Annotated in this window: 13 protein-coding genes; all 13 read right to left on the reverse strand. The window is 45.2% G+C overall.

The genetic code is table 11. The features are described from left to right. Nucleotides 1-748 precede the first annotated feature (748 nt). The 13 genes from ACFPXP_RS10100 to ACFPXP_RS10160 all read right to left on the reverse strand — a co-directional run bounded on the left by ACFPXP_RS10100 (nt 749) and on the right by ACFPXP_RS10160 (nt 17,383). Entirely contained in the window at nt 749-1,207 is a 459-nt protein-coding gene (locus ACFPXP_RS10100) for a DUF6884 domain-containing protein (RefSeq protein ID WP_379894085.1), read from the reverse strand. A 256-nt stretch (nt 1,208-1,463) separates the two neighbouring features. Next, complete coding sequence (locus ACFPXP_RS10105) at nt 1,464-2,618, reverse strand: glycosyl hydrolase family 8 (RefSeq protein WP_379894086.1); 1,155 nt, start codon at nt 2,616-2,618, stop codon at nt 1,464-1,466. Nucleotides 2,619-2,685: 67 nt separating this feature from the next. Next, nucleotides 2,686-3,699 (reverse strand): endo-1,4-beta-xylanase, encoded by a 1,014-nt coding sequence (locus ACFPXP_RS10110; protein WP_379894087.1) that lies wholly within the window; start codon nt 3,697-3,699, stop codon nt 2,686-2,688. A 17-nt stretch (nt 3,700-3,716) separates the two neighbouring features. Then, nucleotides 3,717-5,822 (reverse strand): glycoside hydrolase family 52 protein, encoded by a 2,106-nt coding sequence (locus ACFPXP_RS10115; protein WP_379894088.1) that lies wholly within the window; start codon nt 5,820-5,822, stop codon nt 3,717-3,719. A gap of 59 nt (nt 5,823-5,881) precedes the next feature. Beyond that, entirely contained in the window at nt 5,882-6,784 is a 903-nt protein-coding gene (locus ACFPXP_RS10120; RefSeq protein WP_379894095.1) for a carbohydrate ABC transporter permease, read from the reverse strand. 36 nt (nt 6,785-6,820) lie between these two features. After that, on the reverse strand, nt 6,821-7,684 hold the full coding sequence (locus ACFPXP_RS10125; protein ID WP_379894096.1) for an ABC transporter permease: 864 nt from the start codon (nt 7,682-7,684) through the stop codon (nt 6,821-6,823). A 203-nt stretch (nt 7,685-7,887) separates the two neighbouring features. Beyond that, a complete protein-coding gene (locus ACFPXP_RS10130) occupies nt 7,888-9,564 on the reverse strand; it encodes an ABC transporter substrate-binding protein (RefSeq protein ID WP_379894089.1) in 1,677 nt (558 codons plus the stop codon). Between the two features lie 210 nt (nt 9,565-9,774). Next, on the reverse strand, nt 9,775-11,499 hold the full coding sequence (locus ACFPXP_RS10135; protein ID WP_379894097.1) for a sensor histidine kinase: 1,725 nt from the start codon (nt 11,497-11,499) through the stop codon (nt 9,775-9,777). Between the two features lie 57 nt (nt 11,500-11,556). After that, complete coding sequence (locus ACFPXP_RS10140; protein WP_379894090.1) at nt 11,557-13,134, reverse strand: response regulator; 1,578 nt, start codon at nt 13,132-13,134, stop codon at nt 11,557-11,559. 171 nt (nt 13,135-13,305) lie between these two features. After that, a complete protein-coding gene (locus ACFPXP_RS10145; protein WP_379894091.1) occupies nt 13,306-13,779 on the reverse strand; it encodes a hypothetical protein in 474 nt (157 codons plus the stop codon). 434 nt (nt 13,780-14,213) lie between these two features. Continuing rightward, nucleotides 14,214-14,969, reverse strand: a complete 756-nt coding sequence (locus tag ACFPXP_RS10150; protein WP_379894092.1) for a TPM domain-containing protein — start codon at nt 14,967-14,969, stop codon at nt 14,214-14,216. Next, nucleotides 14,963-16,042, reverse strand: coding sequence for a hypothetical protein (locus tag ACFPXP_RS10155; RefSeq protein WP_379894093.1), 1,080 nt, complete (start codon nt 16,040-16,042; stop codon nt 14,963-14,965). The genes ACFPXP_RS10150 and ACFPXP_RS10155 overlap by 7 nt, the downstream gene beginning before the upstream one ends. Before the next feature lie 33 nt (nt 16,043-16,075). Then, nucleotides 16,076-17,383, reverse strand: coding sequence for an SPFH domain-containing protein (locus ACFPXP_RS10160; RefSeq protein ID WP_379894094.1), 1,308 nt, complete (start codon nt 17,381-17,383; stop codon nt 16,076-16,078). Nucleotides 17,384-17,708: the final 325 nt, after the last annotated feature.

Here is a 17,708-nt window from a genome sequence, read left to right on the forward strand (position 1 = left end):
CGTACGATCCAACAAGAATTCAGAGGAAGAAGCGTCGGTAAAAAGTATTGAATCGTTTGTCTTGCTCATCGATGCTTATATTTCAACGTCATCCGAAGAAATAAAAGTCATCACGTTACTGACTAATTTGAATCTCCGAAGAGATCCGCACAGTTTCACTCGTTGTTCAGTTTTCAAAGAACAAATCACTTTTTCACCGATCCGCCTTAACGGCCGGAGTTATAATATATCATGATTGGAAGCTCATTTGCAAGTGCAACTTTTTTCCAGTTTCCGATACCATCATTCGATGCACCGTAGAACCATCATTTCAAAGCTGCGCTCTTCACTTCCCGCCAACTGCCTGTCCGACAGCCGGAATTACAATATATCATGTTTGGAAGCCTATTTGCAAGTGCAACTTTTTTCCAGTTCGTAATGTTCATCTCATCGATGCTTACCACCCGAACTTATTCCAGCTGCCCTCAAGCTTCCTTTCCTAACCGCCTCATCAGCGGCAGGAGTTATAATATATCATGATTGGTGACTCCATTTCAAGTGCAATCTTCTTCCAATCCGCAATGTCATCTATGTGATGATCCTGCTGAACTGTTTTCTCAGAACTGCAATTTGAACTTTCACATTGGCTGCTCGTTCAGGAGCCGGAAGAACAATATATCACGTTGAGCAACGGGGCACAAATGCAATGTTTTCCAAAGGACATGTATTGTACCATCGATTTTAATAGCATGCTTCATCATTGCAAATACTACATTTCGACCCGATGCTTTAATGCGTAATCAAGCTTTTGCAGCATATAGCCAATTCCTTTGCAGTCGGATAACGGATAATTAATGTTTACTTTATTCGAATCAAAGATATGTGGAACAACGTTAGTAAATTTTTTTCCTCCCAGCATGACGACTTGTTCTACCTGTAAAAGCCCTTTTTCTTTTACTTGCCGCTGAAGCGCTTGGAATGAAATAAGATCGGAATGATTCGTTCCGAAAGAAACATCATAATTTCCTGGAACGATATCATCGGGAAGCAGCAAGCCGTATTTAGCGGATAAAATAGCCCAATGATCAAAAAACATGCGTGCATACGCCTGACATTTCCTGTGGAGCGCACTGCGATATACGTGCTTCGCTTTCATGATCCCCGCTTCTGGATCATCGTCCCAAATCTTTTTCTTGCCGCAGGGGATAATACACAATCGCTTGACCATACAAAATTCCTTTCTCTTCATGTGTTATATGTTATGAAACATCTCAATGAATTCGATCCTCCCACATTATAACGAGAAATGTCCAGCAATGCTCGATATCCATTATGAAGTCCAATATAGAAAGCTCATGAAACAACTGAAAACGACAAAAAAGGCAGGGACATAATTTACAACTCACTCATCGTATGCCCTGCCCTATCATCTTTTTGACTATACTTCAAAATGAACTTGTTAAGTTTTATCTAATGGAAAGAGATTACTTTCTCGCATGCTCATTCGGCATCCAAATCCGGTAATTGCCGCTTAACGCCAGCATAGCGAACATATATAAGCAGTTGTCATAATATCTTCTATCTCCCGTTCTAACCGGCGTATTCCAAAGCAGCTCCACATGTTTCCTTGCGTGAGGTCCTGTTGCGGCCAGTGAAGCCATCGCATTGGTAGCAATAAGTCCAACGGGATGGAGCGATTTTTCCTCGAACGGCTCGCCCTCTATCGTATACCTTCGATAATCAGCCGGATCTTTATCTGCGAAAAAGTCTTGAATCCGATTGGCAATATCGCTCAGCGATTCATCTGCTCCATACCATTCCATATCTAGTCCAATGTTCGCTGCTACACGGTACGAGTCGCTAAAGAAATGGCCATACCCGCGTTCATTGTTCGGCGTTCCGTCATAATACGCATATTCTGGCGCAAGTCCTGTATCAGGATGGCATGATTTGTGCAGATAAGCTCTGCTTGCCACAGCGGCTTCTTTCCAAAACGGACGATCCTCCGGATAAGCCCAATCCGCAAACAACTCATAAAAATGCGGCACATGATAGGAGGGATCGGAAAATTCGCATTCCGGTATAAACTTAATCAGCTTATGATCCGGATTCCACATCGGATATCTGCCGCTTCCATCCTCTCCATTGTGCAGACAAGTATGCAGCAGCCTGCGTGCTTGTGTACCGTAATCGTATGGCTCTTCTCTATCTCCCCAGCGATGCGAAGCGAACAGCAGCGCCATCGCAAAATATTCTTCACCGTCGGGGGCCGGGCCTTCGGACCTTCGCGTGCCATCTGGATTACAGGACCAGGCGAAATAACCCGTATGTGTCCCCGTAGTCAAATACATATAGTCCATCGTCCACTTCCACAAACGATCAAAGATATCTTGACGGTCCATCTGCACAGCTATCATCATACCGTAAGACATGCCTTCCGTACGCACGTCCAAATTTCCGGTATCCAGCATATACCCCATGTCATCGCCTGCATCGTAATAGATCCTTGTCTCCTCACTGCCTTCGAACAGCTTCGTCCACGTATCCTGTACACGATCCTGAATTTCTTGCTCTGAAAATCCATACTCCTTAAATACGTTGCGATAACGTCCTGTATAAAATGAACCTAGTCGTTTCATCGATTTGCTCCCCCTCTCCATCCCAATGAATCCATCGCTGCTGCATTCATACTAGACTGAAAATCCCTTATGCCTCCGCTTGCCGAACCACTTCCCAAAATGCACGTTTGGGCTGATGGCTTTCATCAAATAGAAACGGCCAGTTTTTCCTTCCGCGGACAGGAAAGTCGTTCAGCCAAGTGTAATCGTCTGCCGCTCCCCAGAAGGTGACACCTGTAATGACATTTCGATATTCTTTAAAAAGCTTGAAGAACTGCCCATACCGCTCCGCTTGAAGCTCGAGCATTTCTTCGGTTGGTGCCAGTAAGTCGGTACGCCGATCGTGATGGTCAAATACGGACACATCCAGTTCGGTCAACTGCAGCTTCAATCCTAATGAAGCATAGCGTTCCATCGCTTCACGAATCTGCTCGATCTCTGGTGAATGCAAATTCCAATGCGCCTGCAGTCCAATGCCGTGAATCGGAACATCTTGCTCCAGCAAGGATTTCACCAACAAATAGATCTTCTCTCTTTTCTCAGGATGAGATTCGTTATAGTCATTGTAGAAAAGCAGTGCGTTCGGATCGGCTTCATTGGCATACTCGAACGCTTTCGCAATAAAATCGGATCCTGCAATATTCAGCCAGTGGGAGGAACGAAGCAGATCAGGGCCTTCATCCGCAATGACCTCATTGACAACATCCCAGCAATACACGTCATCCTTGTAGCGCTTTACTACGGTATCAATATGAGACTTCATACGAGCCAGCAGTGTGTCTCGATCCGTCCATTCGCCATCCGGGTTGCGAAACAGCCATTCCGTCGTTTGGTTGTGCCAAACCAGCGTGTGTCCCCGAACCTTCATGCCATGTTCTCTTGCAAATTGCACGATACGATCTGCATCGTCAAACGTATATACATGCTCTTCTGGATGAAGACTAGCGAATTTCATCTCGTTTTCAGCCGTCAAACTGTTGAAGTGATAGTTTAGCAAATCGGCTTGACGATCTAATGTGTTTGGATTAACCGCCGCTCCGACCAGGAAGTCATCTTTAAATACATCACGCAGCCTTACATATTGAGCGTTTTGCTCCGTCATCGCAGTTCCCTCCTCCCTTATTCCTCAAGCCACAAAATGCTTGTCACACCGCGCGGATAGTATTTACTGCCGATAATTTGACCGGCCAAAATTTGATCGCTCCAGCTCCAGATGGAGAGCTCCGGATGGGTCAGCCATGCGACATGAGCTCTATCTGCTGCGGCTCCTTTCTCATCCCAAGGCATGCCCAGAATATGGCGGGCGACAAATTGACAAAGATAAATTTTGCTGAGCCACGAGTTGTTGCTCGTCGAAGAAATCTTCCAGCCGCCGTCCGGAAACAGGCATACTCCTTCAACGAGGACAGTAGATAGATGGCGCTTTAACGCTTGAATATAAAAGCCGAACCGACCGTTCGGATCAAGCGCTTCCCTGCAATTCGTAAAGTAAGGGAACACCAAGCCCTCAATCGCCGGAATAATTTTAGAATCGTTGCCCTCCCCCATGACGGCTGGAATGTATCCATCCTCTGTCATATAGGAAACGATCGTTTTCGCGCATCGTTCGGCCTGCTTTCCTGCCGCTTCGGACAGCGTCTCCATGTTTTGATCGCGGAACAGCTTCTCCAAAGCAACATAGGAAGCCCAGCATTTGCCCGCCAAGTACAGGTTGTTGCGTGCTTGACCGAGCGAAACATCCAAGCTGTCATACGTTGTGATTTCCGCGCCGCCCATCACTCTGGTGCTGTCCAGCCCCATTAAGCCGTTTCGCTGAGCTGGATCTGGATGGTCCCGGTTCAGCATGCTCTCAAAGCAGCGATCAAACAGCGGCAAATTGTGCTGCATCCAAGCCTCATCCCCCGTCTGCTCCACATACACCGCCGCACACAAGATCCAATTCACGAGCTGCTCATGCGTCATATGTGAGAAGCAGCCGTCCAAGCCATACAGCTCATAGCTTGAATAATGCGGCCTAGAGAGGGTATTCGCTACGCCCATATCATGGGTAAAGCTAATCCCGCCGGGATACACCTTGTCCTCACCTGGAAATCTGACTTCATCTTCATAACTGTAGCGAGCGGAGAACATATCCAGTTCATTTTTCACAGTCCAAGGATTCATCTTCAGTTCGTAAAACAATTGGTCTACTGTCAAATCAAACGTATTCATCATCCGGTATTCGCCTTCATTAACGATCCAGAACGGCTTGCCGTCCTGCTCCAGCAGTTGTGTAGAGCCGTAGTAGCTGCGTACGGCATGGCACATCATCATTTTCTGGTCGTCCGACAGCTTGGCCTGCTCTACCATTTCATTGGCCTGCAGCGCTTTCGCGATCAGCGTATCCGCTTGCTGCACTGCATATTCTCCTACCTCTTCGATATTTGAAAAATAACGCGTGTAATAATAGGAAGCATCCATCCCGGCGGTCACGATTCCTCCACGATAAAAGCATACGGCAAAGCGATACGTCCGCTTCTTCCCCGCGGGCACATCCATTACCATAGCGCCCAATCTTCCCAAGCCGAACGTCCAGTTCTCCTTAAGCGGGTTCAATAAGATATCTTCCATGCTGAAATGAAGTGCGGATTGTATATCCGGATCACTCGACATCACCGAGGTCAAACGTCCCTGACCGACGCCTTTCATTCGGCTGGTATCGTCTAAACGACGCATCGAGCTGTATGGATCGCTGCCTTCATAGCCGAAGAACGCTCTTCGAGCACGGCCGCACTTCGTATTGTCAATCGAAAGTTCCGCAATCACCGCCGGTACTAGAGCTAGCTTCAGCTCTTCGTCCCCTGTCTTCTCCGGGTCGGGCACTCGCTGCACTGGAGAATAAACGGTAAAAGTTAGATCCCCTGCCGTCCACGTATCTGTCGACAGCTTAAACTCCCGCTTAATTCGTTCCTTTGGAATCGGAAGGACGATTTTCGGTTTATCTTTATTCGGATCGGGATTCTCCACATCATACCGCCGTGCTTCATCCTCACCATGCTCAAAGAATGGCAGTGCATCGTATTTCCCCGCTTCTTCTGAAGACTCCAATCCAATATATACGCTTTTTCTCGGAGATCTACCAAGCTCCAGATCCATTCCGCCCCCCGGGCCCGGAAAACCGAGTGTAAAGCTGGCGAAAGCCCCGATCGGAGAATGATGCGCATTAAAAAACATATTTGTAGGCATAATCCATGAATCTCCCTTCAAAACATAACTTAATCGATAAATCAGCCGCTGCGATTTCGTTATCCTTTGACGCCTCCGAGCGTCATCCCCTTCACAAAATATTTTTGCAGGAATGGATAGACCAGAATAATAGGAACGCTGGCTACAATCGTCATTGTGGCGCGAATAGAGGTCGGTGTCACTTGAGTGGCGTTCGGATTTTCACCTGTATATCCACCCGTCGTATTGGAAGACATAGACGCATTGGAATTTTGCAGAATCTTCATCAGTTCATACTGCAGCGTGCTTAAATTTTTGTTCGATGAATTGTAAAGGAAGACGTCAAACCAGGAATTCCATTGATACACCGCCGTAAACAGTGCAACCGTTGCAAGCACAGGCACCGAGAGCGGAAGTACAATTCGCGAAAAAGTAGTAAACTCTCCAGCACCGTCGATTCTCGCCGATTCCAAAATCCCCTCCGGCAGCCCTTCGATAAAGGATCGAATGACGATTAAGTTAAACACCCCAATAATACCTGGAATAATATAGACCCAGAAGCTGTTCATCATTCCCAAGTCGCGAATCAGCAAGAAGTTCGGAATCAAACCGCCGTTGAAATACATAGTCAAAATAAAAGCAATCGTAATAAATTTACGCAATACATATTCCGGACGACTAATCGTATAGGCCACCATCGCACAGGAGAATACGGTTACGACTGTACCGATTACGGTTCTCAGCACGGAAATGATAAGCGAATGAAATACAGCGGACTCACGAAATACATACTCGTAATTTTCCCATGTAAACACTCTCGGCCATAAGTAGATTCCGCCGCGAACGGAATCATTGGCATCGTTGAATGAAACCGCAAGCGTATTAATAAACGGATAAAGTGTCACGATAACCAGAAAAATCATGAACGTATAGTTACAGAAATCAAAAATACGATCACCCGGCGAGCCGTAGCGTGAATACATTGTTTTCTTTTTTATGAGCTGCACAGCACACCCTCCTTAGAACAATCTCTCTTGCCCGAGTCTTTTCGCCAATGAATTGGCGGAGAATAATAAGATAAAACTAATGATTGTTTTGAACATGCCTGCGGCGATCGATAAGGAGAAGTTCCCCATAGAAATCCCATATTTCAAGACAAAGATATCCAGATTCTCGGAATACTTCACGTTCATTCCGTTACCCAGCAAGTATTGCGGTTCGAATCCCGACTCCAGCAATTGTCCAATATTCATAATCAATAAAATGACAATGACAGGACGTAAGCCTGGCAGCGTAATATGCCAGATGCGTTGAAAACGGCCTGCTCCGTCAATTTCCGCGGCTTCGTATTGCGCCGGATCGATCATCGTCATCGCCGCTAAATAAATGATGGTGTTCCAGCCTACGTTCTTCCACACTTCTGAGGCGCCTAGAATTCCCCAGAAATATTCCCCTTTACCTAACCAAAGAATCGGCTCGTTAATGAATCCAAGCCACATCAAAAGTTCGTTTAAAATACCGCCGTCAGCGGACAAAACATTCGATATGATGCTGGCCGCAACGACCCAAGAAATAAAGTGCGGTAAATAACTGATCGTCTGCACGACCCGCTTAAATACGACCCGCCGCAGCTCATTTAACAAAATGGCGAGGGCAATAGCCGTTGTAAAGCCTAGTACGAGATTAATAAAGCTCATCGCGAGTGTATTTCGCAGCACTCTAAAGAAGTGCTCATCTTGAAACAAAAATTGAAAATGCTTCAATCCGACCCAAGCTTGGTCCATAAAGCTCTTCGCCGGCTTATAATCCTGAAACGCAATCGTCCATCCCCATAACGGCACGTATTTGAATATAAACAGCCAGATCAGAAAAGGCACCGACATGAAGACGAGCGTTTTCTGCTGCACAAGACGTTTACAGAACAATCTGAAGCCGGTTGGCTTTTGGGTTAGTCTCGGTATTGGGGCTCCCGATGCTGCAACCCCTGAATTCTTCTCCACCATTTTTCTCTCCTCCCATCACCTGTTCGGGAACCATGAGAAGGCCGGAAACATATCATCCTCTTTCCGGCCTTCCAATTAGAACCTTACTTGCCCTGCACTAGTTCGATTTTCTTCTTCACTTCTTCGGTGATTGTATCCTCGTATACTTCCACATCCAGCTTGTTAAACTCCTCATAATACTCCTCCCAAAGTGCTTCGAAGTCGTTGGCTGGCGCCAGCACCATTTTAGGGAAGTATTCTCTCTGCAGATCGGATTTTTTCTGCGTGAAGATTTGCGCAGGCGATCCCTGTTCAATCGGAATGCTCCATGCAGGATACCAAGGTCTGTCAAGCGGTGCAGCAAACAACTGGGAGAAGGTCTGCACGCCATATGCCTCGAGCAGCTTCCTATCGCCATCGGAATATGATGCTTGAGCTACTTCCGGCTGTCTATTCGCAGCATGTGAGTTTCCGCTTTCCAGCGTGGATCCGTTGCCGTAACGCGGCCAGTTGTATTCAAAGTATTTGAAGCCAAAGCTTTCTCTGAATTCTTCGGATTCGGTCTTCTTGATTTGCTCCGGCGTACGATAGAAGCGGCCGTTTTCATCCACTTCATACGTTTCGCCTTCAAGACCCCAGTTGGACAATATTTGATTTTCTTCTTCGAGCAACGTATTAAAGAACTTAATGATTCGAACGGGATCCTCTGCACTGACCGTAATACCGATACCCCGGTTGTTAACGAATGATGGCGGCTCAAGATACTGATCGGTAATATTTTCATCAAATACGATCGGAAGCGGCATATAATCTAGATCATCGTTGCCCGCTTCACGCAAGTTGTTCAGCGATTGACCCACCTGCCATCTGTAATCGAAGAATCCGAGTACTTTGCCGGAAGCGATTTTGGCTAAATATTGATCGTAGTTGTCCACAAAGGAAGACTTATCGAACAATCCTTCCGCATTCAACCCATTGAGCGTCTTCAACCAACGCTTCGTCATTTCCTCGTCCCCGTAATCCAGTGCTTCATGGGTCTCCATATCGATGATCACACCGCCGTCGTTCGGGTAACCGGCCAGATGCATCGGTGCATTCGTAAATGCAAAGAACTTATCCTGTGTCGTCAGCGACAAGAATCCGGTGAGATCTTCCTCTGGATGATCCGCCACATATTTCCGAATCAAATCCAAATATTCATCCAATGTTTTGATTTTCGGGTAGTTATATTCCTTCAGCACGCGGCGCTGAACCCAGAACGCTCCTTGCTCGATGTTCGGGGCCGGAATGAATTCCCCAATCACTGCGCTGAGTGGAAGGAAATAGATGTTTCCGTCTTCCGCTTTCATCAAGTTGTAATAGGGCTCATAGACACGCTTAATGTTCGGTGCGTGCTCCTCGATTAAATCGTTGAGCGGAATGAACGCCCCGGCATCCACGATCTTGTCGATGGTGCCCTCTGGAACCAGCACATCCGGATATTCGTTCCCCGCGATCATCGTTCCGATCTTCGTATTGGCGTCGCCAACCAAGTGCTCAATCTTGAAATTAACGCCGGTTTGTTCCTCCAATATCTTTCCGATGGTTGTCTCGTTCGTATTGATGTCTTTTCCTGCATTGGCATTAAAATAAGTAAATGTCACTTTGTCTTGAGAATCTGCTCCGTTCGCGGAGATGTCATTGGAACCCCCTGCATTGTTATTATTCTTTGCGCACGCTCCTAGAATTGAAACCATCATGATGACTGCTAAGATGACAATCAGCGGCTTTCTCTTTGCCATGGTGCAGTACCCCTTTCATTTCTACATTGGTTTTGTAAGCACTTTCATTATAGAATTTAGATGGACCTTTGTTGACCCAATAAACTTTAGTTCATACTTAAAAAAACATAGTTCATTTACAACATTCTCATTGAAACCAACACACTCATATTCTCCCGAATATATAACACGCTCCCAAAACCCTCTCCATGTGGGCTTCGGGAGCGCTATTTATACTCCAACGCCTCGGTTCTTTTCTATGGGGAGACGTAGTGATATCATCGTCCCGTGGCCTTTGCCGCTTTCAATTCGAAATTCAAACCGTTTTCCGTAATATAGCTTCAATCGTAAAATAACATTATATATTCCCACATGTTCGCCCATTTCATCATTGCTTTCCATCAGACCATTCAGCTGCCTGATTTGATCCTCTGTCATGCCCGCTCCATTGTCTTGAATCGTGAACAAAATATCCTCCGGCATTCGTTCAATCCGCACACGGATCTTTCCTCCCTCTTTGAGCGGCTCGATGCCGTGAATACTCGCATTTTCTACGAATGGCAGAAATATCAATTTGGGAATGGCACATCCATAGACGGATTCTGCGACTTCGACAGAATAGTCCAGCTTCTGGCCGAACCGATATTTCTGAATTTCAAGAAAGCAATGAATCAGTTCCAGCTCTTCCTTAACGGTCACAAGGTCCTTGTTCCATACTAATGAATTCCTGAATATTTTGGCCATGTTTTGAATGATCTTTGCCGTTTCCGACTCGCTCTTAATCAAGCTCCGCATGCGGATCGTTTCCAGCGCATTGAATAGAAAATGTGGATTGATCTGGCTCTGCAGCGCATTCAGCTGAGCGCGGCGGTTTTGCAGTTCTAGATTTTTCTTTTGAATATCTGCCACATACACATCATCGATCAAGCTTTTAATCTGGAGCGTCATTCGGTTAAATTCATTCGTCAATTGGCCGATTTCATCTCTCGAATCCGTTTGCTCGATCGTCTCAAAATGCTGATTTTTCACTTTTTTCATATGCCGCAAAATACGGATGATCCGCACATTCAAAGAACGGGTAATCCAAACAATAATCAATGTCGGCAGCACGATATTGATTGAAGCAAGGATGATCACGAAATTTCTTGATTTCCAAACTTCGTTGAAGACCTCTTCCTCCGAAATGGTTCCCACAATCCGCCATCCATCCAAATAGTTCACAAAAGCATATTCCGCGGGAAACTCGATCGTATCTTCTGAGTGAGGAACATTCTCAAAATACACACGCTTTGACTCATAATCGACATCAGGGTCGGTCGTATAATCAATGATCCCGCGTTCATTAATTAAATACATATTCCCCTGCAGGTTGAGGTTCTTAAAAATATTACTGATCGAATGCATATTCAAATCAATTTTCAAAATTTTCTCCCGCTCGTTGTACGTTTCGTAATAATTCATTTTACGCAAAATGCTGAGCGTGCGTTGGCCATCGGAATCTGATGTTGTGCGCATGACGATGGGCTGTGAATGTTTGTTGCTCTTCACTGTATTGTACCAATCCGTCTCTTTCACTCTTTCCGAAATATAGCCGACCCCTCCAGAATGAAAGATTGTCGGATTATCCACGTAGACGGTAATCGCCTGCACGGAATGGTATACGGGTGAATAGCTGTTGAGCACTCTTCTTAAATAGGAATCATACGCCTCCACATATGCTGCATCCGTATCATAATTCGCTTCCAATATTTCATTCAGCATTAAATCCATATAGAACACGGAGGACAAATTAATCGCGTCTTCAATCTCATTTCGAAACTCATTTCGAATCTGCTCGACTGCCCGTGAAATATCCTTCATCCGTTGATTTTCCACATTGTTCGTTGTGACCTGATAAAAAATCACGTTCGTGAGTAAGATGGGAGCAAATACCGATAAAAAATACAAAATCAGCATTTTATCCCGTAAGCGAATATTGTTTACGCTGAATTTCACAGATTTCCCCTCGAATCGTTAAGAATGAAACAGCTTATTGCGATACTCTGTCGGCGTCATGCCTTCCTGCTTCTCGAACTGAGTAACAAAATAATCGGCATTGCTGAACCCCACCTTCTCCGCTACTTCATAAACTCTTAAATCGGTTTGACGCAGCAGCTTCTTCGCTTCTTGGACGCGCAGCTGAAGCAAAAATTCGTTGAAATATAATCCGTATGTCTTCTTAAACAGCTGACCCAGATATACCGAATTCATATAAAATTGTGCCGCAATGCTTTTCAGGCTGATATTCTCACGAAAATGCGTTTCAATATAATTTTTTATATTTTGAATGCCCCCACGAACATACTGCTTTCTTCTCTCGCCTAGCACTTGGGCGCCTTCCATCGTAAACGAGGTGAACAGTCTTTTCAGTTCATTAAGCGTTAAATTCAAATCATTCCAACCGACAATCGGTTCTAAGCTCTGCAGCTCATTTTCCGCAATATCGAATTTCTTCATCATGCCCAGCATTCCGGAAACGCATTGCTGAATCGCCATTTTCACTGCTTCTGGAGCGAATCGTTTCGTTGTAAACTGTTCGAACAGCAAGTCGATCGAACTTAGGATACCGCTTTCATAGTTTTCTTCAAATTGCTCCAGCAGCTGCTCATACAGCTCCTGTTCCATTCCAATCAGCCTAATCGCTTGATCCTTCACCCGTTCATAAACAACAATTTTCGTCTCATTGGCAGCAAACTTATGCTGCAGCGCCTCTTTGGCCGTGAGATAAGACTCCTTCAGCTGAGACCATTCCCGCACCGGATGACCCACGTATATGTAAATGGCTTCACGATACTTCAATTTCAATCTCAGCTGAAGCTCTGCCGCAAATCGATCAATGCTTCCTTGGAAACAACCGAGATCCCGTGAAGAAAGCACGATTCCCAGTCGATTGCGATGCAGGTTCATCAATATCGTTGAACGTATACCCAGCATGTCCTGGATTTCTTTCTTCACCTGCTCCTTCCACTGTTCAAGGGAAAAGGTAGATGGATGTCTGCTCCAAGGATGAACATCATTGATTTCGATGAATAGATAATAGATATCACCTGCATCCGTCATATTTAAACGCGCTGTCCATTCCGCAATCGACTTTGCATCGGCCTCCCCTTTGATAAGCGATTGCAGCATTTCCGCGTTCATTTGCTGTTCCCTCTGCTGTCGAAAGTCCTTTCCCTGTATTAGCTTCTCATTCAATTTACTTAAGGAATGTGAAAGCAGCTGTTCATCAATCGGCTTTAAAATAAAATCGTGAACACCGAAACGGACCGCCTGCTGAGCGTAGACGAAATCATTATATCCGCTGATGATAATAAAACATGTGTCTACGATAAGTGACTCCCTAGCCTGTCGAATGAGTTCCAACCCATCCACAACAGGCATGCGAATATCCGTAATAACCAGATCCGGTTTCCTTTGCTGAATCAAATCCAGCGCGTCCTCCCCGTTATCTGCTTCATCCAACACCTCATATCCACAACCTGCCCAGTCAATCAGCTGCCTCAAGCCTTGCCTAGCGTAGATTTCATCATCTACTAACAGTACGCTGTGCACACTTAATCCCCCCAGCAAGCATATATTCTAGTTAGGTACGCCCTTTCATTTAGACTACTACGAAAAACGTTTGTTGGAAATATATTTGTTGTAAGGAAATATTTTGATCATGTGAAATACAACGACGAAAAAAAGAAGTACTCGAATTTGAGAGCACTTCCTTGCTTCTTGTTATATAGAGGAACATGCTTTTCTCTCCAAACGGCAAATCCATCTGTAATAGCTAAGCAGAATCAAAAGAAGAATCGGGTCTAAGGCAGCAGAATGCCAAATCGTCCACCAGCCATAATGGAAATACCCCCACGGTTCCGGCAGCATAGCCACCAATTCGTATAGTAAAATCAAAATCGAAAACAACAAAATGTATCCTAATTTGAAGAACCATTTTCGCTGAAACGGAAAGAAACGTATAAACAACAAATTGACTGGAGGAATCAGTACCACATGCGCTGGAAGTCCTAACCAATCCACAGCTTTCGTAAAATACCAATAACCGTGATATTTGTTATCCACATATAGATCGAATATAGACTGGAAGCCGGTTGTAAAGCACCACACATGGACAATTTGATTCGCTGTAAACCAATGTCTTATTCGAAATGCCCACCAATTTAAAATCAAAATGATAACAATAAGACCAATCACAACATGCTGCCCCTTTTTTTCTCTTACCATTACCATATACGTCAAAATAAATACATTATTTGTTATTTACTCTAAAATGCTTCATCTACACATTTGTCATTGTTTGAATCATCTGATCTATTTCTTCTTTTGTCACAATCAATGGCGGCATAAGACGAATCGTCGTCTCATTCGGAGCATTTATCAGCAGCCCATTTTCAGACATTCAACCACAAGCTGCGGCGCTGTTCCCTCAGGCAAGTCAAAAGCTAGAAGAAAGCCGAGCCCGCGAAAGCGGCTTAAAGGATATCGCTGTGCCATTTGATGTAATCCATCTATGATATATTTTCCTTGGCGTTCCGCATGAAACCGAAGAACAACCCAAAAGACATAAGCTAGTTACCCCGCCGATGCATATGAGATTAAACATTCTAGACAAATAAAAAAGCGGGAGATTAAAAGCTTCTCCCGCCTCCACCTGTTCTTGAACTGCCAGAGCTCCCTTTGCCGGAGCTTCTCTGAATTCGCTGCTGGGTCACTCTCGTATGCTTATACTGATCGTTCCTGCGATCGACAACGAGTGAATTATGATCCAAATACGTTCTCGAATTGACCGTGGAGCGTCCTCGATTATACCCGGCCATCACACCTACGACGACGGCTCCAATCACAATAGATATCCCCGAATAAATAGCAAGTTCCTGCAGCAAGCTGCCGCCTTCTTCAGGAATCCCCCGCTGCATCATGATGTCGACTTCGTCAAGAAAAGCGTGCGCACTCTCACCAAATGCATCTTCGGATAAATAAGGGTAAACCTTATCTAACATTTCTTCCACTCTACGATCTGTAATCAAATCTACACCGCGATCTTTCGTCAAAATATACACTTCTCGGTCATTCATATTAAGAAGATATAATATACCGTCTTGGGTATTCCCGTATCCCAATTGATGTGCGTTATAGAAATCCTCAGCATACTGCCTCGACGTTTTTCCTTGAACATCATTCGTTGTCACCATGACAATATCCAGCTTCCACTTCTCTCCCAATGAGACGGCTCTCTGCTGCAACTCTTCCACTTGGGATGGTGTAAACAATTGGGCCTCATCATAGACGTTACGGTCGGACGCAAAGATTATGCCGTTTCCCAAGACCAGGAAAATGAGCGACATCAACGTGATCATTGGAAGGCGATAAATTCGCTTCACCATAATAACTGCCCCCCAATGATCAATGCCGTAAATACTGCAGCAGATACAGCCCCGAACCAAGACCCGACTCTTCCCCAGCTGATCGGCAGCCTTCCGGCAATTTTCCCCGTCTGTCCATTCATCGCGAACATATAGATTTTTCCTTTGTAATGATAAGTAAACATCCAGACAGGCAGCAGCACATATGTCGCTTCGACTTTATGAAACTTAACGTGAGTATGGTGGATGCTCACTCGATTGTAGCCTTGTATGGTTTCCTGAAGAAGTGAACTCATATGATTCCGAATGATGGTGGATACTCGGCCGTATACGTCATTTTGATCCATGTCGTACTTTTCCGCCAAATATCCGGATAAATAGGCCATCGTAAAATCTTTCAAATCCTTATAATCGAAAGGTTCAAGAATGGTCATCAGCTCGTCGTCCAGTTTCCTCGAGCCATCGGCAGGCACATCTCGAAACGCAGCCGAACCTCCGCGGTCCACATGAAAATATTTCGTCTCCGTATACCGAGTGTCTCCTCGGGTATAGGTACGAACCCTGGTTGCTTCCCCGCTGATCTCCCCTTCGATATCACAGTCGAACAGCCAAAACGGGACATAGATTCCCGACAGCTTCTCCAGCTGTGAATCCGCAATAAACCACTTAGAAAGCAGCGGCTTTCTCCTGCACCACTTGATAAACTTTGCCGTCGCTTGTTCTCGATTGAACTGAAAAGGGATCACTTTCTCCGGGCGAAAATCCCCCTCCAGCCTCCTTTGAATAATCGTAGGATTGTGACAATAATAGCAGAACGTCGCAGCGGTCGTATCATCGGTAACGATTTCCGCGCCACAGCTTTCACACGTGTATCCCATTGCTTTATCCTGAAATTCTTGATCCTGTTCTTTCTTATGCTGCAGGGCTTCCCCGGTCATCGAAGTTTCAGCATGAGTCTGCTCATGATGTATAAAATCTCTAACCTCTTGCTCGCCAAATTCACTGAGGCAGTAATCACACGTCCAATTTTGGGATTCCGGTTTAAATGCTAGAGGGCCTCCGCAGTTCATACATTTGTAAATTACAACCCCCAAGCCTGCTCACCTCTTCTGTCCATTGCTTTACGTCTATTCAAAGCTTGTTCCGCATTCCGAGCAAAACTTCATCTTTTGACCAGAAGCGGGCGTAAATCCACACTGCTTGCAGGTCTGAACCTGATTCTCTTCCGGTTTCTTCTTGCCGCAATTCGAACAGAACTTACCGGTATTCTGATTACCGCAAGAGCATTCCCATGCATTAGGTTGTGCTTGCGGCTTAGGAGAACCGCACTCGGAGCAAAATTTGCCGCTGTTATGGTGCCCGCATTTGCACTGCCACGAATCGGCTCCGCCTGACGTAAACCGCTGCTGCTGCGATTGTTGTGCCTGCTGTGCTTGCTGCTGCATCTGGAACCGGTTCATTTCCGACGCAGTGCCCATGAAGCCGCCCGCTCCCTGCAGTCCCATTCCTACGCCTAAAAATCCGTTCATTGCGCCGCCTTCGTTGGAGCCAGCTGCTTCCAGCCCCCGTGCGATGGATCCCTGCACATACCCTTCTCGAACAGACGCATCTTGCAGCATGGCACCTTCGTTTCTCAAGTTGATAAGCTTTTGCGATGCTTCGTCATAGGTAATGCCGTTTATTCCGACGGATTCAACCCGCATTCCGCGCAGACGTCTCCATTCATCGTCAAGGACGTCCGCCATATATCGTGCCAACTCCATGCCCTTCGAAGAGACATAAGAGATGCGAATGCCGTCACTAGACATTTGATTGATCGCTGACTGCAGCGCATTCATAAATTCGGATAAATACTGCTCATTGATTTCTTCTATTTCAACCACAGATTGGTTTCTAGGAATCGCTTCGAAGAAGAATTTCAAAGGATCTTCAATCTTAATCGAATACGTTCCGTGAGTACGCAGAAATAATTCTGCATTATAGAAGTTATCAAAATAATTGATTGGATTTCGTGTACCGAATTTAATTCCTTTGATCTCTTGCAAATTAATGAAATAGACCTTTTGAGAGGAGGACGGCACACCTCCAAATTTAAATCGATTGAAAGTCTCCAAAAGCACAGAGCCGAAATCCCCGTTAAACAGTGAAGGAAGAGACGTATTTTCAACTTTGTAATACCCTTCCTCGGCAGTGTAGTCAATGATCTTGCCACCATCCACAAGCATCATAAATTGATTCGGCTGCACATGGACAATCGAGCCGTTCGAAACGGTCGAATCTGTACCTTTCGTATTGCTGTTTCTGTGATCCTTTCTGACGTTAACACCGATTGACATCACGGTTTTATCGCTCATTTCCTGCGGTGCAATGACCTCTAGCCATTGATCCCCAAGTCCTCCGCTCACTGCGTCAATGGCAGCTCTAATAATCCCCATAATATCCCTCCGCTGAATGATGTTTCATAAGCATTTCTTTTTGATTCCTTCTACTAATCTTACGAAGGATGCTTCTATCAGTATACCATGCAATTAGAGAATACTGGAAAATGATTTCGACAAAACCAGCAAAAAAGATGACGTTTATCCTATAAACAATAGACATCCCTCTACAAATTCAGCTTCATTTTTTCCGTAATATGAATCAATTTCATAATGCATCGTTCTAAAAAACTGTAGACTAACCCGACTACAAATTTACAGTTCAAAAATTAAGCTACATCAAGCTGCAACTGACGGTTTATGCGATCACAAGCTAATTTTG

Source organism: Marinicrinis lubricantis (genome assembly GCF_042658665.1).
Lineage (GTDB): Bacteria > Bacillota > Bacilli > Paenibacillales > KCTC-33676 > Marinicrinis > Marinicrinis lubricantis.

Bases quoted from the DNA above. Each gene is read 5' to 3' on its own strand.
- ACFPXP_RS10105 (WP_379894086.1), bottom strand. From the start codon at position 2,618: ATGAAACGACTAGGTTCATTTTATACAGGACGTTATCGCAACGTATTT.
- ACFPXP_RS10130 (WP_379894089.1), bottom strand. From the start codon at position 9,564: ATGGCAAAGAGAAAGCCGCTGATTGTCATCTTAGCAGTCATCATGATG.
- ACFPXP_RS10100 (WP_379894085.1), bottom strand. From the start codon at position 1,207: ATGGTCAAGCGATTGTGTATTATCCCCTGCGGCAAGAAAAAGATTTGG.
- ACFPXP_RS10110 (WP_379894087.1), bottom strand. From the start codon at position 3,699: ATGACGGAGCAAAACGCTCAATATGTAAGGCTGCGTGATGTATTTAAA.
- ACFPXP_RS10135 (WP_379894097.1), bottom strand. From the start codon at position 11,499: ATGCTGATTTTGTATTTTTTATCGGTATTTGCTCCCATCTTACTCACG.
- ACFPXP_RS10125 (WP_379894096.1), bottom strand. From the start codon at position 7,684: ATGTCGGTGCCTTTTCTGATCTGGCTGTTTATATTCAAATACGTGCCG.
- ACFPXP_RS10120 (WP_379894095.1), bottom strand. From the start codon at position 6,784: ATGTATTCACGCTACGGCTCGCCGGGTGATCGTATTTTTGATTTCTGT.
- ACFPXP_RS10115 (WP_379894088.1), bottom strand. From the start codon at position 5,822: ATGCCTACAAATATGTTTTTTAATGCGCATCATTCTCCGATCGGGGCT.
- ACFPXP_RS10150 (WP_379894092.1), bottom strand. From the start codon at position 14,969: ATGGTGAAGCGAATTTATCGCCTTCCAATGATCACGTTGATGTCGCTC.
- ACFPXP_RS10160 (WP_379894094.1), bottom strand. From the start codon at position 17,383: ATGGGGATTATTAGAGCTGCCATTGACGCAGTGAGCGGAGGACTTGGG.